Origin of the sequence: Pseudoalteromonas sp. TAB23 (assembly GCF_000498075.1) — a bacterium.
GTDB lineage: Bacteria > Pseudomonadota > Gammaproteobacteria > Enterobacterales > Alteromonadaceae > Pseudoalteromonas > Pseudoalteromonas arctica.
On sequence record NZ_AUTP01000201.1, the window covers coordinates 1 to 18,466 of the forward strand.

Here is an 18,466-nt window from a genome sequence, read left to right on the forward strand (position 1 = left end):
GAGTAGTTCGTGCCTCGCTATGCGTTGGCGTTTCCTGTCTCAGTGGGGTCGCATTATAGGGAGATTCGAGCGGGGGTCAATGTTTTATTTCAGCTTTTTGACAATTAAATGAATTTAGTATGAAAGCTATACAAATAAAGGGCTGCAGGATACTTTTAGTTTAAAAAACACTCATAATTTATGTATCAATTGATGATGTATTAGTAAGGTTTAAACTAAGCTGTATGTTAAACAAACAACACACAGCTTTATTTAAAATTAAAGATTTATTTAGATGCTATTTCCCATACGGCAATAGAGCCTGATATTTCATTTCCAACAATTAAGAGTGGATTTCCTGTTGCACTTTGCTCTGCTGAAACGAATACCATTCCTTCAGGTGCCAAATCGCCTGTAATATTCGCTCCTTTAATTAAGCCTCTATTATAGAAGTAGTCTTCAAATTGCACATTGTATGGATTAGTAATGTCGTAAGCCATAATACCGCCCATACGTTCTAATCCAACAAAAGCAAATGTACGATCGTCAATTTTACCAATAGTCAGCGCTTCAGGCTCTGCGCCTTTATCATCTGAACGTGAGTCACCTTTGTTTTCATCTTCATTATTATTAAATGATTCACCATGCACAGATGCTGTTATACGTGCTATATCGTCACCTGAATCAAAAACCACCAGCCCATTGCTATCCCAAATAGTAAAAGAACGTGCGCCATAGCCGTAAAGCGATTCGTATTGTCCGTCGTTATTGGTATCGCCTTTTATTGTTGTTACTTTTAAGCGACCAATATCATCATCGTCATTATTTAAGTAATCAAAATTAGCAGCAAGCGTTAAGTCTTCAACGCGGCTTTCATCTATATAAGCTAAGCAGCCATCGTCTTTATCGTAATCAAGTCCGCCCTTTGCTGTGCAGTCTGCTTCATCAGCTGTATCAAAAAAGTATTCTCTTGCGTCACCTTCGTTGGCAGTAGCTATAAAGTTAGCGCCTTTCCAACTAAAGCTTGAGATAGTATCGGGCTGGTACATACCATAGAGCCCTGGGTATGATTTAAAATTAACGCCGCCATCTTTATCTGAGGCATCAAGTTGTAAGCTTGACCAATCTTTAAAGCCTAAGCCCTTTAGCTCAAAGCTGTTGTCTTGTAGGTTAACTATTGCAAGTGCATTGTTTTCTTGAATAGATACATAAGCATATTTGTTATCTTTAGAAATGCTAACGTACTCGGGCTCTAAATCCATAGCTACTGTGGTATTTATTAGATTACCGTTAATAGTACGACCATTTGGGTTTGCAAAAACGACCCCTTGCGCTTCTAGTTCGGTTTGTTTGTTGTTATAGGCTTTAAAATCAATATTTATTGCTGTATCGGCTATTACATTATTTGTTATATCGATAATACTAATAGAACCTTCAGGATCTACGCTGTAGTCGCCACTTGGTTCACCTTCGTTAGCAACCACTGCCTTTGCGCCATCATGGGTGAACGTCACCATGTCTGGTAAAAATCCGACTGTAACATTTTTAATAAATACAGGTGAGTCGCCGCTTATATCGTAAAAAGCAATTTGACCTGTATCACCCGTGCTTTCAGCAGCCATTGCCACTGCAAGTAGATTGTTATTTTCATCAATAGCAATGCTGTTTGCATCGCCTTGGGTATGCTCGTTTAAAGGCAACGTAATAACGGATGTTAAATTTGTGCCGTTTATAACCCCTTCGTTATCTTTAACGAGTGCGGCAGTATCAAAGGTGTCGGCGGGTAAAATATTAACAACAGCGTCATCACCTGAACTGTTAATAGCGTAAATCCATTTTTTAGATGCTTGATATGCAACTATTTCAGCTGCACCTTCTGGGCTTTGTGCATTTAATACACCTCTACCCACAAGGTTAATATTTAATGCTGAATTGGCATTTATACCATTTAACCCATTAGTCCCACCTGTGCCTTGTTCTCCCTGTAATCCTTGAGAGCCGTTTTGGCCATCGTCACCATCAAGTGAGCAACCAGTAAGAACAGATATAAGTGACAGCGCAATAATTGATTTTTTAAACATGTGATTTTCCTTAGTATTGTATTTGCTAAATATCAACACACAGGCATGACAAGATTATGGCAATTTTATTTTGATTAGCTTTCGGCAATAAAAAAGCGAGTGTTAAACTCGCTTGCAGCTAAGGAGTAGCTTATTACCCATGAAATCAGCTTTGTAGCTAAAAGCTATTAATATGTTCATTACGCCTTTTTCGAGTTTCTTTTATAAACTCTTTTAGCTCATCAACAGAAGGTTCAATACCTTGTTGGTTTTTTTGCTCGAACCAATCGGCTATATCACTGATTATGACAGAGCCATCTTGCAAGCATAACTGATCGTTTTTTAGCCAAACATCAGGCGCTCGAAGTGAGGATCCTGTATACCAACGACAATAAGTGTAACCTTTGCTTTTTAAATTAGACTCTATGACAAGATTCGTCGGGATTGATAGAATTAATAAAATAATTAAACCTACAACTGCACTTTTAAATGCATTAATTAAAGTTAACTTTATATCAAACCCCAAAAAACGCTGTAAAGTCGATAAAAACGTTAGAAATAAGCAAGGTAATAATAAAAAAGATAATAGTATGGTGGCTTGCTCTTTGATAAAAAATTGAGGCTGACTAACTAAAAATATAGTTTCCACTTCGGAAAAAAAGTTTAAGGCTATTTTGTAGCACAGTCCCCCACTAACAATTAACAAGAAAAAAACAGATGCTAATTCTTTCATATTTGCAAGAGATAACTTTTTATCTGCTTTTTTCCATTCTAAAAACTTCACAAGTTATAAGACCTAGTTTTTTTAAACATAGGAACTCCAAAGGTTTCATGTAAAAATTCATTTGGATTTTCTTTATATTCGCTATTAATTTTTTGCGCTCCAGCCTTAATTTTAACTACACCACTCTGTATCTTATTTTCAATATTTCTTAACTCATCAGAAAGTACTTTTACATAATCACTGGTATCCGAAAATGCAATTGAAAAAGCCACCCCAACGATTACAACAACCAACAAGGGCACTAATACTGTACCAGCAATTATTGTTGCTAAACCTGCTGATGCTGCTGATGCGACACCTAATATTGTACTAGTAGTCACAATAGCAGCTCCAACTACAGCCATATCCACGGCTACACCTGCCACTAAGTCATGCCATGTTTTTTGATCGTTTAAAAGGTAGTCTGTAGCATGAAATGTCACTGAAATTACTAGAGTGAGCACAAACCCACCCTTCATAGCTTTTGCAGCTTCTAATTTACCGACACCGATAGTAAAAAGTTTGGGGTTACTTGCTAAATAACGAGTACCCGTTAAATGAGCTCGGATACCAGGGTATGAAGACATTATAATAGCGGGGGAACCATTATAAACTTTAATTTTAAACTTACCGAAAACATTACCTTGGCGCTGCATTGCAGCCGCTATAATGGCTAATGCCTTCATATCATCAAATAAAGGGTATAACCCACCTCCTGTCTTTAATGGATCTTTAATTCGTTTCCATTTACTTGATAGTGAATTATGCTCTTCCAGTAACTCATCAAGCCAATCAACCACTTCTGAACGAGATTTACCTTGCTTCATCTTTACAGAAATAATGTAGTCTACAAACTCTGCAGAGTTCATTTGTATCAGCGTGTGATTGTTACCTGATAGAAGACTTTTAATTTGATTTTGACGTTGCCTTTCGGCAATAGCACGGCGAGCATATGCAGACATAAGAGTTCCTTGAGTGTATTTTTTAATCCGTTAACCATAAGTTTAAATAATAGTCAAAATATAAGCAATAAAAAAGCGAGTATATAACTCGCTTTAAAAAGGTGTTGGCTTATTATTTTTTAACTGGGCGTTTCCAACCTGTTAAATTACGCTGTTTAGAGCGTGCTATTGCTAATTGGTCATCTTCAACGGTACTGGTGATCACAGAGCCTGCACCAATTGTTGCTGTTGCGCCTATATTTACTGGGGCAACGAGTGATGAATTAGAACCAATAAAGGCATTATCGCCAATAATAGTTTTTGCTTTGTTAACACCATCGTAGTTACAGGTAATAGTGCCAGCGCCAATATTCACTTTTTCGCCAATTTCAGCATCACCTAAATAACTTAAGTGGTTGGCTTTAGAGCCTTTACCTAGTCGGGTTTTTTTCATCTCAACAAAGTTACCAATGTGTGAGTCTTCTTCCATTACAGCGCCTGGGCGAAGGCGAGCATAAGGACCAAGCGTACACTTATCTGCAACTGTGGCATCTTCAATCAGTGTATTAGCTTTAATAATAACGTTATCACCAATACTACAATTTTTAAGGACACAGTTAGGACCTATTTTTACATTATTACCAAGAGTGACTGTGCCTTCAAAAATAACGTTTACGTCGATAAGTACATCTTCACCGGTGGTAACTGTTCCTCGCACATCAATACGCGCAGGGTCAGCAAGTGTTGCGCCATTTAACATTAACTCTTCTGCTTGCCATGCTTGGTAAGCGCGCTCTAAGCCTGCAAGTTGTACGCGGTTATTTGCGCCCTCAACTTCCATTGCATGGTCTGGCTGAGCTGAAGTGATTTCTACGCCTTCACTGTGAGCCATTGCAACGATATCTGTTAAGTAGTACTCGCCTTGTGCATTATTGTTAGATAAGTTACCTAACCATGTTTTTAATAGCTTACCGTTAACAGCCATAATGCCTGTATTTACTTCGTTAATAAGTAACTGCTCTGGACTTGAATCTTTTTGCTCAACAATACCGACTAACTTACCACCGGCACGAAGCATTCGACCATAGCCATTTGGGTTTACCAAATTTACCGTTAATATAGCTAAACCATTTTTAGGTGTTGCGGCTAATAAACGCTCTAGTGTTGATTGCTTTGTTAGTGGTACATCACCGTATAAAATTAATACCGTGTCTTCATCATTAACATGAGAGTTGGCTTGCGCTACTGCGTGGCCAGTACCAAGTTGTTCAGCTTGAAGTACCCAATTTACATTGTTATCGGCAAGTTGTTGTTGTAATAGTTCGCCGCCGTGTCCGTAAACTAGGTTTGTAGTCGTTGCACCTAATGCCATCGCATTATCAATAACGTGCTGTACCATTGGTTTACCTGCAACTTTGTGCAAAACTTTAGGTAGAGCAGAGCGCATACGAGTACCTTTACCCGCAGCAAGAATAATAGTTGTTAGAGCCATTAAAACAATTTCCTTTTTTCGTTGTTTTAGCTAAATAAGTCTTATGTTTGATCAGAAGATTACGTAAATCACTTCTTGTGCAGATACTCAGTAGGTTAGTTTATTAGTACTGAATCTTGACTGAAAAAACACACTTAATTGAATGGCGTTATTGTAGCGAGGATTCCTGCAGGATATAAGTGTAAAAGTGTAGATAATAATCGGACTAAGGTATTTAGTGTAAATACAAAAGTAACAGGCACAAAAAAGCCCACTTAAAGTGGGCTTTTTACAAACCGGATAGGCTTACTTGTGACGTAATTGCTGAATTACGCGTAACTGAGCAACTGCTTCTGCCAGTCGCGTAGCCGCTTGCTGATAATCAAACTCAACAGCTGACGAATTCGCCATATGTTCTTCAGCTTCACGTTTAGCTTTTTGTACAGAATCTTCATCTAAATCTTCACCACGAACCGCAGTATCTGCAAGAATCGTGATGTGATTTGGTTGAACTTCTAATGTACCGCCAGCAACATATATCACATCTTCGTGACCAAATTGCTTAACTAAACGTACCATACCAGGTTTAAGGGCAGTTAGTAGTGGAGCATGGCCTAGGTTTACACCCAGCTCGCCTTCACTACCAGATACTTGAATCGATTCAACAAGACCAGAGAACAAACTCTGCTCAGCGCTTACTACGTCAAGATGTACAGTCATAGCTGTCATACTACCCTCCTAGTTACATGCCTTTGGCTTTTTCTTGAGCTTCTTCGATAGAGCCAACCATGTAGAACGCTTGCTCTGGCATATCATCAAATTCACCGTTTAAGATGCCTTTAAAGCCAGAAATTGTATCTTTTAGTGATACGTATTTACCAGACGCGCCTGTAAACACCTCTGCCACGAAGAATGGCTGAGATAGGAAACGTTGGATTTTACGTGCACGAGATACAAGTTGCTTATCTTCGTCAGAAAGCTCGTCCATACCTAGGATTGCAATGATGTCTTTAAGTTCTTTATAACGCTGAAGAACTGTTTGAACGCCACGTGCTGTATCGTAGTGCTCTTGACCAATTACTTGTGGGTCAAGTTGACGTGAAGATGAATCAAGTGGGTCTACCGCTGGGTAGATACCAAGTGATGCGATATCACGTGAAAGTACTACTGTTGCGTCTAAGTGAGCAAAGGTAGTTGCTGGAGATGGATCCGTTAAATCATCCGCAGGTACGTATACCGCTTGGATTGATGTAATTGAACCCGTCTTAGTAGAAGCGATACGCTCTTGAAGCACACCCATTTCTTCAGCAAGTGTAGGCTGGTAACCTACCGCTGATGGCATACGACCAAGTAGTGCAGATACTTCTGTACCAGCAAGAGTATAACGGTAGATGTTATCTACGAAGAAAAGTACATCGCGACCTTCATCACGGAACTTTTCAGCCATAGTAAGACCTGTTAACGCTACGCGTAAACGGTTACCTGGAGGCTCGTTCATCTGACCGTATACAAGCGATACTTTATCAAGTACGTTTGAATCGTTCATCTCATGGTAGAAATCGTTACCCTCACGTGTACGCTCACCAACACCTGCGAATACTGAGTAGCCGCTGTGCTCGATTGCGATGTTACGGATAAGTTCCATCATGTTTACAGTTTTACCAACACCGGCACCACCGAATAAACCAACTTTACCACCTTTAGCAAACGGACATACAAGGTCGATAACCTTGATACCAGTTTCTAAAAGTTCAACTGAACTTGATTGCTCTTCGTATGAAGGTGCTGCACGGTGAATAGACATACGGTCTTCTTCGCCGATTGGACCCGCTTCATCGATTGGCTCACCAAGTACGTTCATGATACGACCAAGTGTTGCTTTACCAACTGGAACTTGAATCGATTCACCTGTATTCATAACTAAAGCACTACGACGTAAACCATCAGTAGTACCCATAGCGATAGTACGCACTACACCGCCACCTAGCTGTTGTTGAACTTCTAGAGTCAAACCAGCTAAATCGCCATCTGTTACTCTTAGTGCGTGGTATACCGCTGGCACGCTATCTTGTGGAAATTCAATATCCACAACGGCGCCGATAATTTGGACGACCTTACCTAAACTCATGTCTATTCCTCTCGTTAATCTTTACCCGAAGCATTAAACTGCTGCTGAGCCAGAACAAATCTCACTAATTTCTTGTGTGATTGCTGCTTGGCGAGCCTTGTTATAAACAAGCTGTAGCTCGTCCATAAGGTCACCTGCGTTATCAGTTGCAGCTTTCATTGCAACCATACGAGCAGCCTGTTCAGAGGCAGCATTTTCTACCACACCTTGGTATGCTTGAGACTCAATAAAGCGTACTAACAAAGACTCTAAAATAGCCTCTGGATTTGGCTCGTATAAGTAATCCCATGTGTGAGCAGATACTTCTTCTTCAGCTTTTGGCAAAGGGAGTAACTGATCTATAATTGGCTCTTGCCTCATGGTATTAACGAATTTGTTATATACCAAGAATAAACGGTCTATTTTGCCTTCAGAAAATGCATCAAGCATAACTTTTACAGGACCAATAACGTCTTGTACTGAAGGTTTATCTCCTAGGCCCGCTTTTTTAGCGAGTAGTTGACCACCAAAACGTTGAAAGAAGCCAGCTGCTTTACTACCTAAAGTAGCAAATTCAGCATCAACACCTTTTTCTTTCCACGCTTTAACATCAAGTGCAACTTTCTTAAACTCGTTTGAGTTTAGACCGCCACACAGACCACGGTCTGTAGAGATAACAATATAACCAACTCGTTTCACTTCACGATCTTTTAAGAACGGGTGAGTAAAATCAAGATTTGCTTGAGCAACACGACCAATTACTTCACGTAATTTGTCAGCGTATGGACGGCTTGAAGCAACGCGTTCTTGCGCCCTTTTCATTTTAGACGCAGCAACCATTTCCATTGCGCTAGTGATCTTTTGAGTATTTTTAATACTCCCGATCTTGCTTTTAATCTCTTTTCCGCTGGCCATGACTCTCTCTCCGAATCAAGGTGTGCTTTAGTTTCCTAAAGCGCACCATTAATAACTAAATTACCAAGTTTGCGTAGACTTGAACTTCGTTAGAAGTTCTTTAAGCTGCGCTTCGATCTCGGCATTCAAGTTACCAGTTTTATTGATTTGAGCCACAAGCTCTGCGTATGTGCTATTTGCATACGAAAGTAAAGCTGCTTCAAAGTCACCGATTTTCGCGATTTCGATGTCTTGAAGGAAGCCTTTTTCAGCAGCAAATAACGACAAAGACATATCAGCAACAGACATTGGCGCATACTGTTTCTGCTTCATTAGCTCTGTTACACGCTCACCATGCTCAAGTTGAGCACGAGTTGCATCATCAAGGTCAGACGCGAACTGCGAAAACGCAGCTAATTCACGGTACTGAGCTAGGGCTAGACGAATACCGCCACCTAGTTTCTTAACGATTTTAGTTTGTGCAGCACCACCAACACGCGATACCGAGATACCAGCATTTACTGCCGGACGGATACCTGAGTTGAATAAGTCAGTTTCTAAGAAGATCTGACCATCGGTGATAGAGATAACGTTAGTCGGTACGAACGCAGAAACGTCGCCGCCTTGAGTTTCAATGATTGGCAATGCCGTCAATGAACCAGTTTTACCTTTCACTTCACCATTAGTGAACTTTTCAACGTAATCTGCGTTTACACGCGATGCACGCTCTAAAAGACGAGAGTGAAGGTAGAATACGTCACCTGGGTATGCTTCACGGCCTGGTGGACGCTTAAGTAGTAATGAAATTTGGCGGTAAGCAACTGCTTGCTTAGACAAATCATCATATACGATTAATGCGTTTTCACCACGGTCACGGAAGTATTCACCCATAGTACAGCCCGCGAACGGTGCTAAGTACTGAAGTGCCGCAGATTCAGAAGCAGATGCAACAACTACGATAGTATTTGCTAGTGCACCATGCTCTTCTAATTTACGAACTACGTTTGCAATAGTAGATGCTTTTTGACCAATCGCAACGTACACACACTTAACGCCTGTGTCTTTTTGATTGATGATTGCATCGATTGCTAGTGCAGTTTTACCTGTTTGGCGGTCACCAATGATAAGTTCACGTTGACCACGACCAACTGGAATCATCGCATCAATAGATTTATAACCAGTTTGAACTGGCTCATCTACAGATTTACGCTCGATTACACCTGGTGCAATTTTTTCTACAGGTTCAAACCCGTCGTTATCTAGAGCGCCTTTACCATCGATTGGAGCACCTAGTGTGTTTACAACACGACCAAGTAAACCAGGACCAACAGGAACTTCTAAAATACGACCAGTTGTATATACTTTTACGCCTTCAGTAAGGTCAGCGTACGGACCCATTACTACTGCACCAATTGAGTCGCGCTCAAGGTTTAGTGCGATAGCATAACGGCTGCCAGGAAGCTCAATCATTTCACCTTGCATACAGTCAGCAAGACCGTGGATGCGGATGATACCGTCAGTAACAGATACAATAGTACCTTCGTTACGAGCTTCACTTACAACTTCGAACTTCTCAATACGTTGTTTGATCAGATCTGAAATTTCAGTGGAATTAAGTTGCATGCTCTTTTTCCCAATTACGATTGTAGTGTTGTAGCTAAGCGGTTTAATTTACCGCGAATAGTACCGTCGATTACAGTGTCGCCAGACCTAATAATAAGTCCACCAACCACTGACGCGTCTTCACTACAATTCAGCTTAACTTTGCGTGCGAAACGTTTTTCAAGTGCCGCTACCAATGACTCTTGTTGCGCAGCAACAAGAGGAGTTGCAGAAATCACATCTACTTCGATTTCTTTATCGTATTCTGCTTTAAATTCAGCAAATAACTGTGCAACTTCAGGTAGAGCTGTCAAACGTCCATTTTCAGCCATCACCTTAACTAGGTTCTGACCTTGTTCGTTGAGCTGCTCAGCACAAAGTTGAATAAATAATTCAGCTTGTGCAGTAGCTGTAGGCATACTCGCTAAAACAGACGATGCTTGCTCATTGCTGGCTACATGGCCTGCAAAGAACAACATATCATTCCAGCTTTCTAGAGTGCCTTTCTCAACGGCAAGTTCAAAAGCCGCTTTAGCGTATGGGCGAGCGATAGTAGTCAAATTAGACATGCTCATACCCTCCTAATTACAGCTCAGCGACAAGTTTTTCAACGATGTCACTATGTGCGGCTTGATTAATTTCACGCTCTAAAATACGTTCTGCGCCAATCACTGCCAGAGTTGCTACTTGCTTACGTAGTTCTTCTGTTATGCGATTACGTTCAGACTCAACTTCAGAGTGCCCTTGAGCAATGATACTTTCACGCTCTTGTTGACCACGAAGTGTTTCTTCGTCAACAATTAGCACTGCACGCTTTTTAGCTTGATCAATGATATCAGCCGCTTGAGCTTTTGCATCTTTAAGCTGTTCAGCAGCTTTCTTTTGCGCAAGTTCTAAGTCTTTTTCGGCTCTATCAGAGGCAGCTAAACCATCTTCGATTTTTTTCTGGCGAGCTTCAATTGCACCGTTTAGTGGTGGCCATACGTATTTCATACAAAATAATACGAACACCGTAAACGCAATCAATTCACCGATAAGAGTGGCGTTTAAATTCACAACCGCTCCTCCTTAAATAGTAAGCTGTTCAAAGAATAAAATTAAAGTACGAACAACAATACCATAGCGATACCAACACCAATCATTGCTACAGCATCGATTAGACCAGCAAGAATAAACATCTTAACTTGTAGCGAAGGTGCAAGCTCAGGTTGACGCGCACATGCTTCAAGGAATTTACCGCCCATGTTACCAAAACCGATTGCTGTGCCGATTGCACCAAAACCGATTAGTAAAGCTACTGCGATGTATTTTAAGCCTGTTAATAATTCTAAAGCTTCCATTTATTTCTCCAAAGTTTCAATTGTAAAGTTAAAAGTAAAAGTAAAATTGTAAATCTAAAAATTAGTGATTATCTGAACTTGCCATGCTTAGGTATACAATCGTAAGCATCATGAATAAGAATGCTTGCAATGTAATAACTAGAATGTGGAATACAGCCCAAACAAAGTGCAACGGTAGTTGCATAAAACCGATAGCGCCGATCAAGATGAAAATCAACTCACCAGCATATAAGTTACCAAACAAACGTAGTGCTAATGAAAACGGTTTAGAAACGAGTGCAATCAGTTCAAGTAATAGGTTAAATGGTATCAAAATAATTTGAACGAACACGTTATTTGAGTTGAACGGATGAAGCGTTAACTCTTTAATAAACCCGCCAATACCTTTTATTTTGATTGAAAAGCCAACCATTAGTATAAATACACCCAGCGCTAGCGCTGAAGTCATATTAATGTCAGTCGTTGGTACAATTTTCATGTACACATCGTGTGAATCCATACCAAATGCAGTCTCACCAACGAAACCTGCAAATGCTGGAAGGAAATCAACTGGTATTAAATCCATTAAGTTCATTAAGAACACCCAAACGAAAATCGTTAAGGCTAATGGTGCAATAAGCTTGCTTTTACCATGGAAAGTATCGCGTACGTTGTCGCCAACAAATTCTACGATTATTTCAATAAAACACTGAAATTTTCCAGGTACACCTAGTGTTGATTTTTTAGCGGCACTACGAAAGATCCATAAAAATATAAGACCTAAACCGATAGACCATGCAAGGGTATCTATATGCCATGTCCAGAATCCACTGTCCGTACATGCTTTATTGAAGGCGAGACCTGTATCGGTCGAACACATCTTAGCATTGGTCAAATGGTGCTGGATATGGCCAGATAGAGTAACTTCTTCTGCTGCCATGTTATATCCCAAAAGTTAATGTTTAAAAAAAACGGGTGCGAACAATCCAGTAAAGAGCGCCAGTATATAAGTACTAAAAAAGGGTAATAAAATTACCGGAAAATGCTTCAGTACTAGCGCAAACAATACAATTGTTAGCATAAACTTTAATCCGTTGCCGCGTTTCAACGAGGCATACGCTTGATTTGCTCGACTTGCACCCATATATCTGAATGCATAGAGTGCAAATACAAAGTGCGGAAGTACTGCTACAGCTCCACCAGCGAGTGATGAAAGCGAGGCATTGACTCCCGAACTAAAAAAAATAATTACAGCAGCAACTAATGCTACAACACCCTGAAGGCAAATTAACTTTAATACGGCAAGTCGATATGGACTCGCTAACTTATCAGTCACGTTTAGTTAACCTTTATTGCGTTCTAATTGTTAGGGTGTGAAAACTGGCGAAATTATACTTAATCCTGCCAGTTTTGCAACTTGAGTAGATGCTTTGTAACACGAAATAGCTACAAATGTCCCTTTTTAGACATGTAGAAAACTAATGGTGGGTATTGTCGTGATTGATACGATTTAAAATGCCGTCAAGTTCATCTAGGTTAGTATACGAAATAACCAGTTTACCTTTGCCTTTTTTATTGTAGTTAATCTCTACTTTAGCACCTAGATTTTCAGCGAGTTGTTGTTCTAACTGCTTAACATCTGGATCTTTTTCGGTTATTTCTTTAGCAGGTAAAGGTTCTAAAATTGAACGTACGAGCTTTTCAGTTTCTCGAACTGTTAATGCTTTAGCTACAGCTAAACGAGCAGCATCTGACTGCGCTTCACCTTCAAGGGCTAACAGGCAACGAGCATGGCCCATTTCAATATCGCCATGTTCTAACAGAATTTTTACATCACTATTTAAGTTATTTAAACGCAGTAAATTAGTTACAGTCGTACGTGATTTACCCACTGCATCTGCTACTTGCTGATGTGTTAATTCAAATTCTATTAGTAAACGATTAAGTGCAACTGCTTCTTCCATGGCATTTAAATCTTCACGCTGAATATTTTCTATCAGTGCAATCGCAACGGCAGCTTCATCAGGTACATCTTTAATAATACAAGGCACTGTTTCAAGCTTAGCTATTTGCGCTGCGCGCCAACGACGCTCACCAGCAATAATTTCAAAGCTATTGTGTGCAATAGGGCGCACAACAATAGGTTGAATAATACCTTGTGAGCGAATAGAACTAGCAAGCTCTTCTAGCGCCTCTTCAGACATGTCTTTACGAGGTTGGTATTTACCAGAGTGTAAAAACTCTATTGGGAGTTTTTGTAATTCACTATTATTAGCCGCGGCATTTTGCACAGCCTCAGAAACGTTTGATGTGTCTTGTTCCTTGCTTGGGCTTGGTGCAGGCTTTGACGAACTTAAAAGTGCATCGAGTCCTCGGCCTAAACCTCGTTTTTTAGCAGACATGTTATTTTTTTACCTCAAAGTTAGGCGACAACGGACGCTGTTTTTTCTTTTCTGCGTAACATTTCACCAGCGAGTGCTAAATATGCTTTAGCGCCACTTGATGCCCGGTCATAGTACATAGCAGGAGTACCAAAACTAGGTGCTTCAGCTAAACGAACATTACGCGGGATCACCGTACGGTATACTTTATCGCCAAAATGTTGTTTTAATTGTTCTGATACATCATTTGCCAAACGGTTACGCGGGTCGTACATAGTACGAAGTATGCCTTCAATTTGTAAGCTAGGATTCACTAACTTAGCAAGCTGCGTAATCGTATCCATTAATGCGGTTAACCCTTCAAGTGCATAATACTCACACTGCATTGGCACTAAAATAGAATCAGCTGCGGCCATTGCATTAACAGTTAACATATTTAGAGAGGGTGGACAGTCGATAAAAATAAATTCGTACTGGTCCTGAATTTTTTCAAGTGCATTACGTAAACGCACTTCACGGGCAAATAATTCCATCAATTTAACTTCTGCAGCGGTTACATCACCGTTTGCAGCAATCATATGGTATTCGCCAGACGTTTCTTTAATGATAACGTCTTCTATAGGTTTATCTTCAATAAGTAGGTCGTAAATAGTTGGCACGTCGCCATACTTATCTACGCCACTACCCATAGTCGCATTACCTTGCGGATCGAGATCAATTAACAGCACTTTACGTTTCGTTGCAGCCATAGACGCAGCGAGGTTAACAGCGGTTGTAGTTTTACCCACTCCACCTTTTTGATTTGCTAATGCGATGACTTTTGCCACTGTGTCTCTGATCCCTAGTCTTTAGAAAGAATAATTAAATGTCGTTGTGCATCCAAATTAGGTACTTCTAATGCAATTTTTTGCTCAAACTTAACGCCTGCAGGTAGTGACTCTAGCTCTTCGCTAGGGAACACGCCTTTAAGTGCTATAAATTTACCCGAATGATCGATTAAGTGCGAACACCAGTCAACCATATCTTGTAATGAAGCAAAAGCACGACTTAGTACGCCGTCTAATTTAACACTTGGTTGATATTCTTCAACTCTTGACTGAACCGGGGTTACATTATCAAGACCAAGCTCATGTTTAACATGCATTAAAAATCGTACACGTTTACCTAAGCTATCTAATAACACAAAATGTGTATTAGGTAATGCAATTGCTAATACGATACCCGGTAATCCAGGACCCGTTCCAACATCAATATAATGATGACCGGGTAAGTGAGGCGCAACAACTAAGCTATCCATAATATGCTTAATCATCATTTCTTCAGGTAAGCGTACTGAGGTTAAGTTATAAGCCTTATTCCACTTATTCAATAACTCGACGTAACGAACTAGCTGTTGCTGTTGTTTTTCTGTTAGCGCAATATCAGTTTGCGCTAACAATGTAGTTAATTGTTGCTGTAACACTATGTACCCTTACCGTTACGCGGATTTGCGTAATAAGCCTTGCTTCTTCAGATACACTAATAATAGCGAAATCGCCGCTGGGGTGATACCAGAAATACGCGATGCTTGACCAATAGTGTCAGGACGCGACTCAATAAGCTTGGCAACTACCTCATTTGACAAACCAGATACGGTTTTATAATCAAACTCTTTTGGTAAAATTGTTTGCTCATGACGAAGCTGTTTGTTGATCTCATCTTGTTGACGCGCAATATAACCTGCGTACTTAGTATGGATCTCAACTTGTTCAAGTGCCGCTTTGTTTGTAAATTCAGATCCTAATCCTTCTATAGCCATAAGATCGTTATAACGAATCTCTGGGCGACGAAGTAATTCTTCTAAACTTGCTTCACGTGTAAGCGGTGTTTTCAGTAATGCATTTACTTGATCTACAACGGCGTGATCTTTATGAATCCACGTATCTTTAATGCGTTGCTTCTCTTTTTCGATTACTTCCATTTTTTCGTTAAATGCCTGCCAGCGTTCGTCATTAACTAAACCTAGTTCACGGCCTTTTTCAGTTAAACGAATATCAGCATTATCTTCACGAAGTAATAAACGGTATTCGGCACGACTGGTAAACATACGGTATGGTTCTTTTGTACCCAGTGTTGCTAAGTCGTCGATTAATACGCCAACGTAAGCTTCATCACGACGTGGTGTCCAAGAATCTTTGCCTTGCACTTTTAGTGCAGCATTCATACCTGCAATTAAGCCTTGTGCACCCGCTTCTTCATAGCCGGTAGTACCGTTAATTTGACCCGCAAAAAATAAACCTTCAATAAATTTAGTTTCTAAAGATTGTTTTAAATCACGTGGATCAAAGTAATCATATTCAATTGCGTAACCAGGTCGACAAATATGTGCATTTTCAAAACCTGTAATCGATTGCACAATTTCAAGTTGTACATCAAACGGTAAACTAGTCGAGATACCATTTGGGTATAATTCGTATGATGTTAAACCTTCAGGCTCAACAAATATTTGATGTTTATCTTTATCTGCAAAACGAACAATTTTATCTTCAATTGAAGGGCAGTATCGTGGACCAATACCTTCAATAACACCTGAGTACATAGGTGAGCGATGTAAGTTTTTACGAATAACATCATGTGTTTTTTCGTTTGTGTAAGTTATGTAACACGGTATCTGTTGTGGGTGATCTGATTGTTTACCCATAAACGAAAACACAGGAGTTGGTGTATCACCTGGCTGTGCTTCCATTTTTGTAAAATCAACAGTACGTGCATCAATACGTGGCGGTGTACCTGTTTTTAAACGATCAACTCTAAATGGATGTTCACGTAAGCGATCAGCTAAAGCGATTGAAGGAGGATCGCCTGCACGACCGCCTTTATAATTTTCTAAACCAATATGAATTAAGCCGCCTAAAAAAGTACCCACGGTTAAAACAACACTTGGTGCACTAAAACGTAAACCCATTTGAGTTACTACGCCAGTAACACGATCGTTTTCAACAATAAGATCATCACATGATTGTTGAAAAATCTTAAGGTTATCTTGGTTTTGTAATGTTGTTTGAATAGCCGCTTTGTACAAAGCACGATCTGCTTGTGCTCGAGTAGCACGAACAGCAGGTCCTTTTGAAGAATTTAGTGTACGAAATTGGATCCCGCCTTTATCAATGGCCTGTGCCATTGCACCACCAAGCGCGTCGATCTCTTTTACCAAATGACCTTTGCCAATCCCACCAATTGCTGGGTTGCAAGACATTTGACCAAGGGTATCCATATTGTGAGTCAGTAGCAGGGTATTCATCCCCATACGGGCAGCTGCTAATGCGGCTTCAGTGCCAGCATGTCCACCACCTACTACGATAACGTCAAAATTTTCGTGAAAAATCATTAATGGGATCCTACTTAAATCAAACCGGTAAACTTCAAAAGGGAGCGTATTCTACCTAGAAATTGGCAGAAGATAAATGATTAAACAAAGGGCAAGATCTAAGTATGTGATCTCTAATAATATAAAGGATCTTTTAAAGAGATCTTTTATTACTATTACTACTACTGATCGACTTTTCTGTTGATAAGGTTTAGATCTTCATTTAAAACATGAAATTAGATCAGATCTAAAGGTGTTAATATGATCGGATCATCCAGCAAATAAGCTCTGATCAAAAAGGCACTTTATGCACAGGGTTGAATCAGTTGGATCTTATCCCATGGATAAGCATGCTTTAAAACGCAGTTTATTCAATCTTTATCCACAAAACCTATTAAATTATTAGTAAATTGTGGGTAACTTTATATATAACTTTTTACTTGATCTATCTATTTTATGCCTGTTTGAGCTATCCAAGAGTCTAACCATGTTAATGCAGTGTCTTCTGGTAGTGCTTCATCGAGAATATTAAGCTCTAAACGTTCTGCTACTTTTATAGCGCCTTTTTGAGTTAATAAGGCATCTATATTACGTCCTGCTAGGTTATAAGTGTCATAACTAGTGTCGCCTAAAGCGATTACTGAATATTTTAATTCAGATAAATCATCTGCTTGAGTTACATCTTCAACAAAACTAATAAGATTTTCAGGGTAATCACCTGCACCATAAGTTGATGTGCAAATTAACCAAATGGTATTTTGCTGATCAATATCGCTAAATTCAGGTTGATCATGTAGTTGCGTAGTAATACCACGGTTATTAAGCGCGTCGCTTAATTGCTCTGCAACATATTCGGCTGATCCCATTTGGCTGCCGACAATAAGATTTACTGAACTCATGAATATTAGTGATCACATTGGTTTTAATTGCCGCCTATGATAACTGAGTGAGGATAACAGTAAAGTTAAGAGTGCTTTTTTGTATAACTATTTTTGCGGTAATTTTACACTCATTCAAAACTGTGTCTTTAAGTTGTTGATAATATAGTGTTTAACAAATTATCTTTAAATGTAATCTTCTGATCAAGTTGTTGATAACAGTGGGGAAAGCTCTGCTTAAACTTTTTTTTAGGTTGTTTTATATTCGCTAAGTTATTGATATTACTTGTCAGTAAAAAATTAAATTGTAAATATCTCAATTAAAAATACATGTTGATCATAATGTGGATATAAAGCCTGTTGATAACCTTAAATTTAGATCGAAAATAATTTTTAAAAATGATCTAATAAAGGAGATCTAATGAAATTAATTAAAAATAAGTTCATAAATAGTTAAATTTCAATTGATCATGAGGTTTTTGCGGCTGATTTACCTAGTTTTGGTATTTATTTGAGCTGAAAATTAGGTATTGTGGATAAGTGATCTCGGTATTTTTAATTTTATGCGAATTTAGAGCTGCTATTTTTATTAATTTTGCTGGTGGAGTAAGCAGATCAAAAGTTTTGAATACTTAGCAGTTGAGTTATTTTATTTAAAAATCACAGTGATCATCAAATTATATGTTGTCAAAAGTAAGCTTTTTAGAGTACTAATCAGTGTTTTT

Annotated in this window: 18 protein-coding genes; all 18 read right to left on the reverse strand. The window is 39.3% G+C overall.

What is annotated here, in order from left to right; translation table 11 throughout:
- Window positions 1–266: 266 nt before the first annotated feature.
- The 18 genes from L654_RS0110270 to mioC all read right to left on the reverse strand — a co-directional run bounded on the left by L654_RS0110270 (window position 267) and on the right by mioC (window position 17,762).
- Entirely contained in the window at window positions 267–2,060 is a 1,794-nt protein-coding gene (locus tag L654_RS0110270; protein ID WP_024607960.1) for a choice-of-anchor I family protein, read from the reverse strand.
- Window positions 2,061–2,217: 157 nt separating this feature from the next.
- A complete protein-coding gene (locus L654_RS0110275; RefSeq protein ID WP_024607961.1) occupies window positions 2,218–2,823 on the reverse strand; it encodes a DUF1240 domain-containing protein in 606 nt (201 codons plus the stop codon).
- Window positions 2,820–3,764, reverse strand: coding sequence for a hypothetical protein (locus L654_RS0110280; RefSeq protein ID WP_024607962.1), 945 nt, complete (start codon window positions 3,762–3,764; stop codon window positions 2,820–2,822). The genes L654_RS0110275 and L654_RS0110280 overlap by 4 nt, the downstream gene beginning before the upstream one ends.
- A 112-nt stretch (window positions 3,765–3,876) precedes the next feature.
- Window positions 3,877–5,235: a bifunctional UDP-N-acetylglucosamine diphosphorylase/glucosamine-1-phosphate N-acetyltransferase GlmU gene (gene glmU / locus L654_RS0110285; protein WP_024607963.1), complete on the reverse strand. Its 1,359-nt coding sequence runs from the start codon at window positions 5,233–5,235 to the stop codon at window positions 3,877–3,879.
- Between the two features lie 285 nt (window positions 5,236–5,520).
- Complete coding sequence (locus L654_RS0110290; protein WP_007377666.1) at window positions 5,521–5,943, reverse strand: F0F1 ATP synthase subunit epsilon; 423 nt, start codon at window positions 5,941–5,943, stop codon at window positions 5,521–5,523.
- 13 nt (window positions 5,944–5,956) lie between these two features.
- Window positions 5,957–7,342, reverse strand: a complete 1,386-nt coding sequence (gene atpD / locus L654_RS0110295) for a F0F1 ATP synthase subunit beta (RefSeq protein ID WP_007585971.1) — start codon at window positions 7,340–7,342, stop codon at window positions 5,957–5,959.
- 33 nt (window positions 7,343–7,375) lie between these two features.
- Window positions 7,376–8,236, reverse strand: coding sequence for a F0F1 ATP synthase subunit gamma (atpG, locus tag L654_RS0110300; protein WP_007585974.1), 861 nt, complete (start codon window positions 8,234–8,236; stop codon window positions 7,376–7,378).
- A 60-nt stretch (window positions 8,237–8,296) separates the two neighbouring features.
- Window positions 8,297–9,838, reverse strand: coding sequence for a F0F1 ATP synthase subunit alpha (gene atpA, locus L654_RS0110305; protein ID WP_024607964.1), 1,542 nt, complete (start codon window positions 9,836–9,838; stop codon window positions 8,297–8,299).
- 14 nt (window positions 9,839–9,852) lie between these two features.
- On the reverse strand, window positions 9,853–10,386 hold the full coding sequence (gene atpH, locus L654_RS0110310; protein ID WP_007585978.1) for a F0F1 ATP synthase subunit delta: 534 nt from the start codon (window positions 10,384–10,386) through the stop codon (window positions 9,853–9,855).
- 16 nt (window positions 10,387–10,402) lie between these two features.
- Window positions 10,403–10,873 carry a F0F1 ATP synthase subunit B gene (atpF, locus tag L654_RS0110315; RefSeq protein WP_004335264.1) on the reverse strand — a complete coding sequence of 157 codons (471 nt, stop codon included), beginning with the start codon at window positions 10,871–10,873 and terminating at the stop codon, window positions 10,403–10,405.
- A 41-nt stretch (window positions 10,874–10,914) separates the two neighbouring features.
- Window positions 10,915–11,157: a F0F1 ATP synthase subunit C gene (gene atpE / locus L654_RS0110320; protein WP_007585980.1), complete on the reverse strand. Its 243-nt coding sequence runs from the start codon at window positions 11,155–11,157 to the stop codon at window positions 10,915–10,917.
- Between the two features lie 61 nt (window positions 11,158–11,218).
- Window positions 11,219–12,076 carry a F0F1 ATP synthase subunit A gene (gene atpB, locus L654_RS0110325; protein ID WP_024592268.1) on the reverse strand — a complete coding sequence of 286 codons (858 nt, stop codon included), beginning with the start codon at window positions 12,074–12,076 and terminating at the stop codon, window positions 11,219–11,221.
- A gap of 15 nt (window positions 12,077–12,091) precedes the next feature.
- On the reverse strand, window positions 12,092–12,472 hold the full coding sequence (locus L654_RS0110330) for an ATP synthase subunit I (protein ID WP_007585983.1): 381 nt from the start codon (window positions 12,470–12,472) through the stop codon (window positions 12,092–12,094).
- 142 nt (window positions 12,473–12,614) lie between these two features.
- Window positions 12,615–13,538: a ParB/RepB/Spo0J family partition protein gene (locus L654_RS0110335; RefSeq protein ID WP_024607965.1), complete on the reverse strand. Its 924-nt coding sequence runs from the start codon at window positions 13,536–13,538 to the stop codon at window positions 12,615–12,617.
- A 20-nt stretch (window positions 13,539–13,558) separates the two neighbouring features.
- Complete coding sequence (locus L654_RS0110340) at window positions 13,559–14,344, reverse strand: ParA family protein (protein ID WP_004335235.1); 786 nt, start codon at window positions 14,342–14,344, stop codon at window positions 13,559–13,561.
- Between the two features lie 14 nt (window positions 14,345–14,358).
- Complete coding sequence (gene rsmG, locus L654_RS0110345) at window positions 14,359–14,979, reverse strand: 16S rRNA (guanine(527)-N(7))-methyltransferase RsmG (RefSeq protein ID WP_007585988.1); 621 nt, start codon at window positions 14,977–14,979, stop codon at window positions 14,359–14,361.
- Between the two features lie 15 nt (window positions 14,980–14,994).
- The gene (gene mnmG, locus L654_RS0110350) at window positions 14,995–16,884 is read right to left on the reverse strand and encodes a tRNA uridine-5-carboxymethylaminomethyl(34) synthesis enzyme MnmG (protein ID WP_007585991.1); all 1,890 of its coding nucleotides are present in this window, start codon (window positions 16,882–16,884) and stop codon (window positions 14,995–14,997) included.
- Between the two features lie 428 nt (window positions 16,885–17,312).
- A complete protein-coding gene (gene mioC / locus L654_RS0110355; protein WP_024607966.1) occupies window positions 17,313–17,762 on the reverse strand; it encodes an FMN-binding protein MioC in 450 nt (149 codons plus the stop codon).
- Window positions 17,763–18,466 lie beyond the last annotated feature (704 nt).